The sequence below is a fragment of the Variovorax paradoxus genome (genome assembly GCF_009498455.1).
Taxonomy (GTDB): domain Bacteria; phylum Pseudomonadota; class Gammaproteobacteria; order Burkholderiales; family Burkholderiaceae_C; genus Variovorax; species Variovorax paradoxus_H.
The window spans coordinates 6251689-6265184 of record NZ_CP045644.1 but is presented as its reverse complement, the minus strand read 5'-3'; the positions used below and the strand labels follow the sequence as shown (position 1 = coordinate 6265184).

Annotated in this window: 11 protein-coding genes; 7 read left to right on the top strand and 4 right to left on the bottom strand. The window is 67.5% G+C overall.

Annotated features, from left to right (window positions below):
• Positions 1-27 precede the first annotated feature (27 nt).
• From GFK26_RS28915 to GFK26_RS28895, 5 genes are all read left to right on the top strand, one after another.
• Entirely contained in the window at positions 28-939 is a 912-nt protein-coding gene (locus GFK26_RS28915; RefSeq protein WP_153284997.1) for a LysR family transcriptional regulator, read from the top strand.
• 74 nt (positions 940-1013) lie between these two features.
• Positions 1014-3002: a DNA topoisomerase IV subunit B gene (locus tag GFK26_RS28910; protein ID WP_153284996.1), complete on the top strand. Its 1989-nt coding sequence runs from the start codon at positions 1014-1016 to the stop codon at positions 3000-3002.
• A 32-nt stretch (positions 3003-3034) separates the two neighbouring features.
• A complete protein-coding gene (locus GFK26_RS28905) occupies positions 3035-3973 on the top strand; it encodes a lytic transglycosylase domain-containing protein (RefSeq protein ID WP_153284995.1) in 939 nt (312 codons plus the stop codon).
• Positions 3974-4113: 140 nt separating this feature from the next.
• Complete coding sequence (gene parC, locus GFK26_RS28900) at positions 4114-6510, top strand: DNA topoisomerase IV subunit A (RefSeq protein WP_153284994.1); 2397 nt, start codon at positions 4114-4116, stop codon at positions 6508-6510.
• The gene (locus GFK26_RS28895; RefSeq protein ID WP_225617000.1) at positions 6510-6707 is read left to right on the top strand and encodes a hypothetical protein; all 198 of its coding nucleotides are present in this window, start codon (positions 6510-6512) and stop codon (positions 6705-6707) included. Before parC ends, GFK26_RS28895 begins: the two co-directional genes overlap by 1 nt.
• Positions 6708-6737: 30 nt before the next feature.
• Here the strand turns inward: GFK26_RS28895 and GFK26_RS28890 are convergent, their stop codons facing one another.
• Positions 6738-7709, bottom strand: coding sequence for an ABC transporter substrate-binding protein (locus GFK26_RS28890; RefSeq protein ID WP_153284993.1), 972 nt, complete (start codon positions 7707-7709; stop codon positions 6738-6740).
• Positions 7710-8123: 414 nt separating this feature from the next.
• Positions 8124-9251, bottom strand: a complete 1128-nt coding sequence (locus GFK26_RS28885; protein ID WP_153284992.1) for an MBL fold metallo-hydrolase — start codon at positions 9249-9251, stop codon at positions 8124-8126.
• A gap of 154 nt (positions 9252-9405) precedes the next feature.
• On the opposite strand from GFK26_RS28885, the gene GFK26_RS28880 reads away from it, so the two are divergent.
• Positions 9406-9936 (top strand): cysteine hydrolase family protein, encoded by a 531-nt coding sequence (locus GFK26_RS28880; protein WP_153284991.1) that lies wholly within the window; start codon positions 9406-9408, stop codon positions 9934-9936.
• Here the strand turns inward: GFK26_RS28880 and GFK26_RS28875 are convergent.
• Both GFK26_RS28875 and GFK26_RS28870 read right to left on the bottom strand, forming a co-directional pair.
• Positions 9933-10670, bottom strand: coding sequence for a metallophosphoesterase family protein (locus GFK26_RS28875; RefSeq protein ID WP_153284990.1), 738 nt, complete (start codon positions 10668-10670; stop codon positions 9933-9935). The genes GFK26_RS28880 and GFK26_RS28875 overlap by 4 nt on opposite strands.
• A 304-nt stretch (positions 10671-10974) precedes the next feature.
• Complete coding sequence (locus tag GFK26_RS28870; protein WP_153284989.1) at positions 10975-12672, bottom strand: hypothetical protein; 1698 nt, start codon at positions 12670-12672, stop codon at positions 10975-10977.
• A gap of 134 nt (positions 12673-12806) precedes the next feature.
• Here GFK26_RS28870 and GFK26_RS28865 point away from each other — a divergent pair, with 134 nt between their 5' ends.
• Positions 12807-13478 (top strand): amino acid ABC transporter permease, encoded by a 672-nt coding sequence (locus tag GFK26_RS28865; RefSeq protein ID WP_101492318.1) that lies wholly within the window; start codon positions 12807-12809, stop codon positions 13476-13478.
• Positions 13479-13496 lie beyond the last annotated feature (18 nt).

The window sequence follows — 13496 nt, the reverse complement described above, 5'->3', positions numbered from 1 at the left end:
CATTGAAGTCCGCAATGGAGATTCCCCATGGACAGCCTCAGCGGCTTTGCCGTCTTCGTTCAGGTCGCCGAAACCCGCAGCTTCGTGGCGGCCGGGCGCGCGCTCGGCGTGTCGGCGTCGGCCGTGGGCAAGCGCGTGGCGCGGCTCGAGGAGCGGCTGGGCGTGCGCCTGTTCCACCGCAGCACGCGCAGCATCACGCTCACTGCCGAGGGCGCGCTGTTCCTGGCGCGCAGCCGCCGCGTGCTGGCCGAGATCGAGGCCGCCGAGCAGGAGCTGTCGCAGGCCGCCGAGGCGCCGCGCGGGCGGCTGCGCGTGAGCCTGCCGCTGGTCAGTTCGCTGGTGCTGCCCGTGCTGGCCGACTTCATGGCCGCGTACCCGGCGATCGAGCTCGACCTCGACTTCAGCGACCGCCTCGTCGACGTCATCGAGGAAGGCTTCGACGCCGTGGTGCGCACCGGCGAGCCGGCGGATTCACGGCTCTCGTCGCGCCAGCTCGGCGAGTTCTCGCAGCTGCTCGTGGCCTCGCCTGGCTACCTGGCGCGCCACGGCACGCCTGCCTCGCCGGACGACCTGGCCCGCCACGCCTGCCTGCACTACCGCTACCCGGCGACCGGCAAGGTGGAGGTCTGGCCGCTGGCGCCCGGGCCCGACGGCAGCGAGGTGCGCCCGCCGGTCTCGATGATCTGCAACAACATCGAGACCCGCCTGTGCTTTGCGCTGCGCGGGCGCGGCATCGCCTGCCTGCCCGAATTCAGCGTGCGCGCTGCCTTGGCCGAGGGCACGCTGCAGCCCGTGCTGACCGAGCACCTGCGCCAGCCCCGTACCATCGCGTTCCGCGTGCTGTGGCCGTCGGGGCGCCATCCGTCGCCCAAGCTGCGGGCGTTCATCGACTTCCTGGGTGCGCGGATGTTCGGCCCGCCCGTGGAAATCAGCGCCTGATGTGCGAAAAGACCGAAGCCGGTGCCTGTATGGGTATCCAGTCATTTCAACCCAACTGACTACAATCCGCCCCCATGGCGACTTCCCCCAAGACATCTTCAGACTCCGCTTCCGGCTATTCGGAAGGCTCCATCCGCGTGCTCAAGGGCCTCGAGCCCGTGAAGCAGCGCCCGGGCATGTACACCCGGACCGACAACCCCCTGCACATCATCCAGGAAGTGCTCGACAACGCCGCCGACGAGGCGCTGGCGGGCTACGGCAAGAAGATCAAGGTCACGCTGCACACCGACGGCTCGGTCAGTATCGAGGACGACGGCCGCGGCATTCCCTTCGGCATGCACCCCGAAGAGAAGGCGCCCGTGGTCGAGCTGGTGTTCACCCGGCTGCACGCCGGCGGCAAGTTCGACAAGGGCTCGGGCGGCGCCTACAGCTTCTCGGGTGGCCTGCACGGCGTGGGCGTGTCGGTGACCAATGCGTTGTCCAAGCGCCTCGAAGTGACCTCGCACCGCGAAGGCTCGATCGCCAAGCTGGCCTTCAGCGCCGGCGACGTGATCGAGGCGCTCGAAATCCGCAAGCTCGAAGCGGGCGAGCGCAAGCAGGGCACCACCGTGCGCGCCTGGCCCGATGCCAAGTACTTCGAGACCGCCGCGCTGCCGATGGCCGAACTCACCCACCTGCTGCGCAGCAAGGCCGTGCTGATGCCCGGCGTGAGCGTCACGCTGACGGTCGAGAAGACCGGGGAAAGCCAGCAGTGGCTCTACAAGGGCGGCCTGAGCGACTACCTCATGCAGACGCTCAACGGCGACCCGGTCATTCCGCTGTTCGAAGGCAGCGGCCATGCCGACAAGAACGCCGACAACTTCGCCGAAGGCGAGGGCGCCGACTGGTGCGTGGCCTTCACCGAAGACGGCCAGCCGGTGCGCGAGAGCTACGTCAACCTGATTCCCACCAGCGCCGGCGGCACGCACGAAAGCGGCCTGCGCGACGGCCTGTTCACCGCGGTGAAGAGCTTCATCGAGCTGCACTCGCTGTTGCCCAAGGGCGTGAAGCTCCTGCCCGAAGACGTGTTCGCGCGCGCCTCGTACGTGCTCAGCGCCAAGGTGCTCGACCCGCAGTTCCAGGGCCAGATCAAGGAACGCCTGAACTCGCGCGACGCCGTGCGCCTGGTGTCCAGCTTCGTGCGTCCCACGCTCGAGCTGTGGCTCAACCAGCACGTCGACTACGGCAAGAAGCTGGCCGAACTGGCTATCAAGGCCGCGCAGACGCGCCAGCGCGCCGGCCAGAAGGTCGAGAAGCGCAAGGGCTCCGGCGTGGCCGTGCTGCCCGGCAAGCTGACCGACTGCGAGAGCAAGGACATCAGCCACAACGAGGTGTTCCTGGTCGAGGGCGACTCCGCCGGCGGCAGCGCCAAGATGGGCCGCGACAAGGAAAGCCAGGCCATCCTGCCGCTGCGCGGCAAGGTGCTCAACACCTGGGAAGTGGAGCGCGATCGCCTGTTCGCCAACACCGAAATCCACGACATCTCGGTGGCCGTGGGCGTCGACCCGCACGGCCCCACCGACTCTCCCGATATGAGCGGCCTGCGCTACGGCAAGATCTGCATCCTGTCGGATGCCGACGTGGACGGCTCGCACATCCAGGTGCTGCTGCTCACGCTGTTCTTCCGGCACTTTCCCAAGCTCATCGAAGCCGGCCACGTCTATGTGGCAAAGCCGCCATTGTTCCGGGTCGATGCGCCCGCGCGCGGCAAGAAGCCGGCCTCCAAGGTCTATGCGCTCGACGAAGGCGAACTCACCGCCACGCTCGACAAACTGCGCAAGGACGGCGTGCGCGAAGGCGCCTGGAGCATCAGCCGCTTCAAGGGCCTGGGCGAAATGAACGCGGAACAATTGTGGGAAACCACGCTCAATCCGGACACCCGCCGCCTGATGAAGGTCCAATTGGGCCGGTTCGACTTTTCGTCCACCCAGGGCGAGATCACCAAGCTGATGGGCAAGGGCGAAGCGGCGGCGCGGCGCGAGCTCATGGAATTGCGCGCGGACGACGTCGACATCGACGTCTGAGCTTTCCCTTTTCTTTCCTTCTTCTCACACGCATGTCGGTTTTCAAGCGTTCGCTGTGGTTGGCCCTTCTGCTGTGCATGCAGCAGGGGCTCGCGCACGCCGCCGACATCTACGGCTACATCGACAGCAACGGCGTGGCGCACTTCGCGGCCGAGAAGGTCGACGAGCGCTACAAGATCTTCTTCCACGGTGGCCAGAGCTTCGACACCGCGAAGGGCTTGTCGCCGCTGGGCCGCGGCGGCAGCAAACGTCGGCTCGACGGCAAGGTGTCGCCGGCGTCGCAGAACCTGCTCGCCATGTTCGAGGCCTCGCCCGGCTACAAGAGCGCCAAGTCGGCGCTGCGCGATGCATCAAGCAAGCACGCGATCGACTACGAGCTGCTGCAGGCGCTGGTCGCCACCGAATCGGGCTTCGATGCAAGAGCCGTCTCGCCCAAGGGCGCGATGGGGCTCATGCAGCTCATGCCCGCCACCGCGCAGCGCTACGGCGTGGCGACGGACAAGCGCGGCACCATCGAGAAAAAGCTGTTCGACCCGCACATCAACATCGCCGCCGGTTCGCGCTACCTGCGCGACCTGATCGCGATGTTCCCGGGCCAGATCGAACTCGCCCTGGCCGCCTACAACGCGGGCGAGGGCGCGGTGCAGCGCGCGGGCAACAAGATCCCGAACTACAAGGAAACGCAGAACTACGTGCAGACCGTGCTGCAGCTGTACGCGTACCTCAAGCCCTCGGCCGTGACCGTGGGCGGCAACCTGCGCAGCGGCACGGGCAGCAGCAGCGGTGGCGGCAAGACGCCGGGGCGCATCCGCATGGAGATGTCGGTGCCCAAGGGCGGTGCGATCGGCCGCGGCAACATGCCGTCCGACTCGCCGCGCAACGTGCCGACGATGCCTGAGGTGCCCGAGCTGTCCGACGTGCCCACGGGCGCGGCCGAGCCGACCGGCACCGCGGCTTCTCCGCTGTCCTGACCCCGAAGACCGCCATGCACCGTCGAAGCCTTGTCCTCGCGACCGCTGCCTGCGCCCTGCAACCGGCGACGCGCCTCACTTTCAATCTGGGCTGAGCGCGAACGCACGCGGCCCCCACCTGTTTTCTTTCTCTCTTCTTCATGGACGACTCTCAACCCCCGCTCGACCTTGCAGGCCCCACCGACGGCGACACCACGCTCACGCTGGCCGACTACGCGCAGACCGCCTACCTCGAATACGCCCTGAGCGTGGTCAAGGGCCGCGCGCTGCCCGATGTGTCCGACGGCCAGAAGCCGGTGCAGCGGCGCATCCTGTACTCGATGTCGCGCATGGGCCTGGGCTTCGGCGGCACCAACGGCACCGTGGGCGCCAAGCCCGTGAAGAGCGCGCGCGTCGTTGGTGACGTGCTCGGCCGCTTCCACCCGCACAGCGACCAGGCCGCGTACGACGCGCTGGTGCGCATGGCGCAAGACTTTTCGCAGCGCTATCCGCTGGTCGACGGCCAGGGCAACTTCGGCAGCCGCGACGGCGACGGCGCCGCGGCCATGCGCTACACCGAAGCACGCCTGGCGCGCATCACCAGCCTGCTGCTCGACGAGATCGACGAAGGCACGGTCGACTTCATTCCCAACTACGACGGCAGCACCGAAGAGCCGCGCCTGCTGCCCGCGCGGCTGCCGTTCACGCTGCTCAACGGCGCCAGCGGCATCGCCGTGGGCCTGGCCACCGAAATCCCGAGCCACAACCTGCGCGAGATTGCCGACGCCTGCGTGGCGCTGATCAAGTCGAACGGCAAGCTCAGCGAAGAAGAACTGCTGGCGATCGTGCCCGGCCCCGACTACCCGGGCGGCGCGCAGATCATCAGCGGCGCCAGCGACATTGCCGATGCCTACCGCACCGGCCGCGGCTCGCTCAAGGTGCGCGCGCGCTGGACGATCGAAGACCTCGCGCGCGGCCAGTGGCAGCTCGTGGTCAACGAACTGCCGCCCGGCGTCAGCACGCAGAAGGTGCTCGAAGAAATCGAGGAAATCACCAACCCGAAGGTCAAGGCCGGCAAGAAGGCGCTGAGCGCCGACCAGACCCAGCTGAAGGCCGCGATGCTGTCGATGCTCGACGTGGTGCGCGACGAGTCGAGCAAGGACGCCGCCGTGCGCCTGGTGTTCGAGCCCAAGACCTCGCGCATCAGCCAGGACGAGTTCGCGACCACGCTGCTGGCGCAGACCTCGCTCGAAACCTCGTCGTCGATCAACCTCACGATGGTCGGCATCGACGGCAAGCCGACGCAGAAGTCGCTGCGCCAGATGCTCAACGAGTGGATCGCGTTCCGCGAGATCACCGTCGAGAAGCGCTCGCGCCATCGCCTGGGCAAGGTGCAGGACCGCATCCACATCCTCGAAGGCCGGCAGCTGGTGCTGCTGAACATCGACGAAGTCATTGCCATCATCCGCGCCGCGGAAGACCCGAAGGCGGCGCTCATTGCGCGCTTCAACCTCAGCGACCGGCAGGCCGAGGACATTCTTGAAATCCGGCTGCGCCAACTTGCGCGGCTCGAAGCCATCAAGATCGAACAGGAACTCGCCGGCCTGCGCGACGAGCAGAAGAAACTCGAAGACATCCTCTCCAGCCCGGCCACGCTGCGCCGCCTGCTGGTCAAGGAAATCGAGGCCGACGCCAAGACCTTCGAAGACCCGCGCCGCACGCTCATCCAGGCCGAGAAGCGCGCCGTGGCCGAAGTGAAGGTGGTCGACGAGCCCGTCACCGTGATCGTGTCGCAGAAGGGCTGGGTGCGCGCGCAGAAGGGCTGGGCCAGCGAGAAAGCTGCAGGCAACGGCGGCACCGCGCCCGAGTACAGCTTCAAGTCGGGCGACACGCTCTACGGTGCCTTCGAATGCCGCAGCGTCGACACGCTGCTGGTCTTCGGCAGCGCCAAGGACAAGAGCGTGCGCGTCTACACCGTGCCCGTGGCTTCGCTGCCCGGTGCGCGCGGCGACGGCCAGCCCGTCACCACGCTCATCGATCTCGATGCCGGCACGCACGTCACGCACTTCTTCGCGGGCCCGGTGGGCGCCTGCGTGCTGCTGGCCAACACGGGCGGCTACGGCTTCATGGCCACCGTCGAGAACATGATGTCGCGCCAGCGCGGCGGCAAGGCCTTCATCGACGTGGGCGAGGGCGAGCAGCTGTGCCGTCCGTCGCTGGTGGGTGGCGCGAGCGGGGCCGAGCCGATGCCGGCCGCCACGCACGTGGCCTGCGCCTCGAGCGGCAAGCGCATCCTGACCTTCGACATCACCGAGCTCAAGAGCCTGCCCAAGGGCGGTCGCGGCCTGACGCTGATCGACCTGGAGGCCAAGGACACGCTGGCCGGTGCGGTGGCCTACACGCGCAGCGTGCGCATCGAAGGCGTCGCCCGCGGCGGCAAGGAGCGCGAAGAAACGCTCGAGATCCGATCGCTCAACAACGCGATGGGGACCCGCGGACGCAAGGGCAAGGTGGCAGACCTCGGGTTCACGCCGGCGAGCGTGCTGCGGGTGCTCTGATGCTGGGCGGCATCGACATCAGCATCCTCGGCGTGATCCTCGCCGTGGTCACCGGCTTCGGCAGCTACATCCTGGGGCGCCGCATGCGCGAGAAGCGGCAGGGCAAGCGGCGCGCGAAAGACCGCGCCATTGCGCAGGCCAACGAGACGCGCCAGGTGCGGCGCGCGCGCGAGCGGCGCGAGCAGGAAGGCAAGTAAGTCGATCGGTAAGCAAGCCCGCCGGCTTGCTTACCAGCCGTCGTAGCCGCCGACGTTCTCGCGCGTCACGAGCTTCGAGGGCAACAGCAGCACGCGCTGCGGCGGTGTCTGGCCCGACAGGAGCTTCAACCCGATTTCGGCCGCCCGCTGGCCCATCAACGCAGGCGACTGCGTCGCGCTGCCGGCGATCAATGTGGCCGGGTCTTGCAGGCGTTGCACCACTTCCGGCGAACCGTCCATCGCGGTGATGACGATGTCGCGGCGCCCCGCGACCTGGGCCGCCAGTTCCGCGCCGATGCCGCACAGGTCGTTGATCGCGAACACGCCCGACAGCTTCGGATGGCGCGCGAGCAGCTGGGTCATCTGTTCGACGCCGCCGTCCTTGGTGGCACCGCCGTTCAATGCCATCGGCACGACACGCACACCGGGCGCTGCGCCCAGCGCCTCGCGGCAGCCGCTCACACGGCCGACCGCAGCCGTGTTCGGCGGGCCGTCGATGATCGCCACTTCGCCTTTGCCACCGAGCGTGCGCACCAGATGTTCACAGGCCAGCTTGCCCGCCGCGCGGCTGTCGGTCACCACGGCCGCATCGGCGCCCTGCACGAGCGCATCGACAGCGACGACCTTGATGCCGGCCGCGCGCGCTTCCGCGACGCGGGCGTGCAGGCTGGTCGAATCGACGGGCGTCACGATCACGAGCTGCACGCGCTGGCGGATCATTTCCTTGAGCTGCTCGTCCTGGCGCTGCGGATCGAACCCGCTGGACACGACGGTGATGTGCGCGGCGCGCTGCTCGCCCTCGTTCAGGGTCGTCTCGACCGCGCGGGCGATGTAGGCGAAGAAGGGGTTGCGCAGGTCGCTCACGAGCACGCCGACACGTGGGCCTTTGCCTTGCGGGTTGCCGTGCGTCGCGAGCGCGTTGCCGGCGAGGCCCATGCCGAGAACGACGGCCAGCAGCCAGGTGCGCGGGCGCCGTTTCGTGAGCGGGGAGGCAAGCGGCATCGTCGAGAGGGAGCAGTGAGCGGGATTCGATGATGACAGGTTCGATGCGTCCTGACACCCCTCGCGCAGGTGGTCCGCGGGTCGCTACCGGCATCCGTGGTGGTTCATGCCGCAAAGCATGCGCCGTGGTGCGCGCGCACCCTTCGAAAGTGCTCGAACCAATGTCCAGGCGCCTCCGAAGGGTGGTTGCTTCTACCGCGGTGACGGGGCCTCACTTCGCACCGGTTCCTGTTGTCGTCGTGCTCCCTGTGGCTGCTGCCTTGCAGACGATCTGGCTTCCCCGCCGGCGCTTCCTTCGAGGGAGTCGTCGCGGCGGTGAAGCGATTGAACCGATGGCCAGTTAACCGTCCGTAAACCTTTTAAAAGTGGCGGGAAACAATCGAAATATTCACCGGCGCGTGAAGGGCTGCGCGCTCACTTCAGCCCGGCCCACCAGCGCACATTGGTGCGCGCCTGCCCCACCGTCAGCACTTCGCCGATCACCGGCGTGGCCAGTTCGATCTTCTTGGCCTGTGCCAGGTCGGCGATGCGGTCCAGCGGGTCGTGCCAGGTGTGGAAGGCCAGGTCGAAGGTGCTGTTGTGCACCGAATAGAGCACCTTGCCGCGCAGGTCTTCGAAGGCCTTCACGCTCTGCTCGGGCGTCATGTGCACGCCGGGCCAGTAGGCGTCGTAGGCGCCGTTTTCCATCAGCGCGAGATCGAAGCCGCCGAAGCGTTCGCCGATCTGCTTGAAGCCCGGAAAGTAGCCCGAGTCGCCGCTGTAGAAGATGCGCTGATCGCCGCTTTGCACCACCCACGAGGCCCACAGCGTGCGGTCGCGGTCGGTCAGCGTGACCGCACGGCCCGAGAAGTGCTGCGCGGGCGTGGCCGTGAGCTTCACGCCCGCATGCTCGCCGCCCTGCCACCAGTCGAGCTCGGTCACGCGCTCGGCGGGCACGCCCATCTCGATGAGCCGGGCGCGTATGCCCAGCGGCACGAAGTAGCGCTGCACGCGCGTGGCGAGGTACTCGATGGTGGCGACGTCCAGGTGGTCGTAGTGGTCGTGCGAAAGAATCACGGCCTCGATCGGCGGCAGCTGCTCCAGCTGGATCGGCGGCTTGTGAAAGCGCTTCGGCCCCACCCACGTGAAGGGCGAGACGCGCTCGCTGAACACGGGGTCGATGAGCCAGTACTTGCCCTTGAGCTTCAGCAGGTGCGACGAGTGGCCCAGGCGCACGACATGGTTGGCGTCGGCCGCGAGCGCGTCGAGCGCCTGGGGCGTCAGCGCGCGCACCGGAATCGGGTCGACCGGCACGGTGTCGACCTTGCTGCCGACGATGAAGCGCGACCAGATGCGCCACGTGCTGGCCGTGGGCAGCAGCTCGGGGTTGGGCATGTTCTGGAACACGCCGCCCTTGAATTGCGGCGAGTTGTCGTAGCGGGTTTCACCGCCGCCGGCGCTGCTGCAGCCTGCGACGAAGGCACAGCCGGCCGTGGCGAGCACCGCGCCGCGACGCAGCAGTCGGGGGAGATAAGCGCCTTGCGAACCCGAGTCGTCAGCCATGAGAAAGCCTTCTTGATGTGTGTTGATCTTGAGGCGCGAGACTAGCGGGAGTCGGCCTTTCAATGGTTTCAGCGACAGAAACATTCGGCGAGCGGGGGCAATCGGCGGGCCGGCGGCATACTCCGGCGATCCACGCCCACAGTCCTTCATCGCCATGAAAACTGCCATCCTCGTCATCGACATGCAGCGCGGCCTTTGCGACGATCCGCCCCGGCCGTACGAGGCCGAAGCGGTCATCGGGCGCATCAATGCCCTCACGGCACGCGCCCGCGCGGCCGGCGTGCCGGTGGCCTTCATCCAGCACGAGAACCCCATCGACCTGGAATTCGATTCCGAACGCTGGCAGCTGGCCGATGCCTTGCAGGTGACGCCAGCCGACGCGCGCCTGCGCAAGACCACGCCCGATTCGTTCCTGCGCACGCCGCTCGAGGCCTGGCTGACGGAGCAGGGCGTGCGGCGCGTGGTGGTCTGCGGCTATTCGTCGGAGTTTTGCGTGGACACCACCGTGCGCCGCGCCGCCGCGCTGGGCTACGAGGTGGTGCTGGCGGCCGACGCCCACACCTCGCACGACAAGCCGCATGCCAAGGGCGCCTTCATCCGCGCGCACCACAACGCGACGCTGTCGGACATCACGAGCTTCGGCGTACCGATCCGCGCGATCGACAGCGCGCAGATCGCTCTTTAGGACATGCGCCCGGTCGCCAGGGCATGGGCCCAGTCGGGCCGCCCGTGCTTCAGCGCCAGCGCCGACATGGCCGTGTGGTCGTAGGGCACTGAAACCAGCCGGGCGGTCCAGCCACCCTCGCGCTGCTCGGCGATGGCATAGCGCGCATTCGGCGAACCCGTTTCGACCGCATGCGGATGCGGATGGATGTCGGCATACGCGGGCAGGCCGACGCTGCCCGGGTTGACGATCAATTGCCCGCTGGACGCGTGCACCGCGCGCGGCACATGCGTGTGGCCGCACGCGATCAGTTCGGCCTCGACGTGACCGAGGCGCGCATCGATTTCCGGCAGCGTGGCCGCGCGAAAGTTCGCAGGCTCCACGGTCTCCAGGAAGTACTCGAGATCGCTGGCGGGCGTGCCATGGCAGAGCACAACCTCAGGGCTGAAGCGAAGGTGGGGCACCAGCGATGCCATCCATTCGAATTCCTTCGCACCGAGCCGCGCATGCGCGAACGCGTCGGACGGGCCGCGCCCCCCGGCAGGCAAGGAGAGAAGCTGGCGTTCATGGTTGCCGGCCAGCTGGACCCAGTCCTGCGCCATCAGGAACTGCGCGGTCTCCAGCGGCATCAACGGGCCGGAGAGGCTGTCGCCCAGATTGACGATGGCGTCCGCGCCGCGGCGGGCGATGTCCTCGACCACGGCTTCGAGCGCGGGGAGGTTTCCATGTATGTCGGAGACGAGGGCGATGCGCATGCGTGGCCTTTGTGTGGGGCGGTGATCTTAGTTTGGGGGCGGCCTTCAGGGCGTGTGCACAGGCCACCGGGTACTTCCCTCCGCGAATGTCCCCCGGCCTGCGGCCTCCTCCTTGATTTCGCTGCGGGAAGCACCCAGTGTCCTGCGCACACCGAGCGCGGTCGTGGTGCCGGTCGATCAACAGCCGCACTGAACAACGCTCACGTCGATGGGGTGCCTTGCGCAGCGAAATCAAGGAGGAGGGGCGAAGCCCCGGGGGACATTCGCGGAGCAAGGTACCGCGTCGGCGGGAGCGTCGCCCTGATCAGTCCGCCCCCGCCCGCCACACCCGCCCAAGCGCCGCCAGCTTGCCCCGCAAACTCAGCTTGTCGTTCGACAGCGCATCGATGAAGTCCGACAGCCGCTGCGACTTCACCATCGTGTAGATCGTGAGCCAGGTGGTGAAGGTGAACACCACGCCGAACCAGATCGCCTTGCGCCACAGCGGCGCGTCGGCCTCGGCCAGCAGGTTCATGCCGAGGAAGCCGGTGGTGACGGTGCCGATGAGGCCGAACAGCGTGACCACCGTGAGCCGCACGACGGTGCTGGCTTGCCGGCGCAGGCTGTCGGCGTCGAGGTACGTGTTCATGTCGGCGATGCGCGCTTTCACCTCGTCGTACAGCGGGTCGAGCCGCAAGTGCTTGGCGCACATGTGGGAGAGCGCGCGCACCTGCGCCTGCTCCGAAATCTCGTGGAACCAGTAGCGGTGCGTGAAGCGAAGAAATCGCTCGAAGCTCGCGCGGATGGCGCGCTTGAACTGCTTCACGCTCGGCGTGTTGCGGATGTCGAGTTTGTTGAGCGCCTCGACCAGCTGGTCCGAGAACATCAGCAGCGAGGCCTTCTGGAAATGCGCGATGAGGAACAGCAAAAAGTGCTGGTGCCTGAACTGCGCGAGCACGCCGCGGTCGCGGCAGCAGAAGAACTCGGAGTGCGCGTCGCCCACCACGATGAGCGCGTGGCCGTTGCACAGGTAGCGCGTGTTGGGCGCCGCTCCCGCGTTCACCCAGAAGCGGTCGTAGCAGTAGGTGTGCTCGAAGTCGGCCAGATGCTGCTCGGCATAGGGAAGGTGGGCATCGGCGCCGCCCGCGCCCGTGACGAGCGCGAGCCGCACGAAGTCGTCGCGCGTGAGGCGGCGTGGATCGTCGAGCGACAGGTAGGCCATCACCGGCATGCGGTAGTACTCGATCTGTCGGTAGCGCAGCACGCCGGGGTCGTCCGAATGGTCGCTCACCAGCGGCTGCATCAGGTAGGCCCAGTGCGCGGCGATGCGCGGCGCGCGGTGCTGCGCCACGTGCGACAAAAAGGCGTCGCGCTGCTGCGCATCGGAGGCAGCGAGCACGCGGCCGTCGGTGCCGAGCCACTCGACGCTGGCCATGCAGTGCAGGGCGGCGCCGTCGGCCTCCCAGCCCGAAGGGTAGGCGCGGCCGAAGCGATAGAGGATGTCTTGCGCCTGCGCGAGGCTCAGGTGGTCGGTGCCGACCTCGAGGTTGAGCAGCACCACGTCGATGTCGAAGAAGAAGTACAGGTCGCAGTGAATCACGTCGAGCGTGACGGGCGCTTCGCCGGGCCGCGCCACCAGCCGCACGGACGCGATGTCGCGGCGGCGGAAGATGCGCATCGGCGAGTCGCCATCGCTGCCCGTGCCTTCATTGCTGCTGCTGCGCGATCGGCCTTCGCCGTACAGGAAGCGCTGCACGTACGGCAGGAAGCTCACGAACTCGTTGTAGTGGCGCTCGTGGAAGCGGCCGCTGTCGCCGGTGTATTCGTCCACCTCTTCGCGCCAGGGCGAGGCCTCGCCCATGTCGCGCAGCACGTGCCAAGGGCCGTGGTGCGAGGGCGCCGCGCCGGGCGCCGGCACGAGGCGCAAGGGCCAGAGCAGCGCCTGCCGGAAATGCTGCACGACGGGGCTGTCAGCCGGGGTGCTTGCCGTGGAGGAAGTTGAGTCCGCGTGGGGGTTCGGCATCGCGCCAGTGTAGGCAGGCGGGTGGGTCAAAACGCCCACCTAGGGGAATCCCTAGATTGCTCTGAAACCGGTTTCATTTAAGCTGCAAGCATTCCTTTCAGGGTCCGCGCACGGCTCTTCGTGCCCGCTCCACCATGAACTACCAGTTCCAATTCGACGCCGTCTTTGCCGCCTGGCCGCTGTTGCTCAAGGGCACGTGGATCACGGTTCAGCTCTCGCTCATCGCCACCCTGCTGGGGCTGGTGGTCGCCATCTTTTGCGCCTGGGGCAAGACCTCGGGGCCGGGCTGGCTGCGCTTCATCGTCAATGCGTACATCGAGGTGATCCGCAACACGCCGTTCATCGTGCAGTTGTTTTTCTTCTTCTTCGCGCTGCCGGCCATCGGCCTGCGCTGGTCGCCGCAAACGGCCGCGCTGGTGGCGATGGTGGTGAACCTCGGCGCCTACGCCACGGAGATCATCCGTGCGGGCATCGAGTCGATTCCCAAGGGGCAGATCGAGGCGGGCCGTGCGCTCAACCTCAAGCCCTGGGAAATCTTCCGCTTCGTGATCATCAAACCCGCGCTGAAGGCGATCTACCCGGCGCTCACGAGCCAGTTCATCCTGCTGATGCTGAGCTCGGCGGTGGTGTCGGTCATCTCGGCCGACGACCTGACATCGGTGGCCGCCAACCTGCAGTCGCAGACCTTCCGCAGCTTCGAGATCTACATCGTGGTCGCGGCCATCTACCTCGCGCTGGCGCTGGCCTTCTCGGCCATGTTCAAGCTGATCTACAAGCGCACGCTCAACTACCCGGACCGCCGGTAACTGACTGACCACGACGGA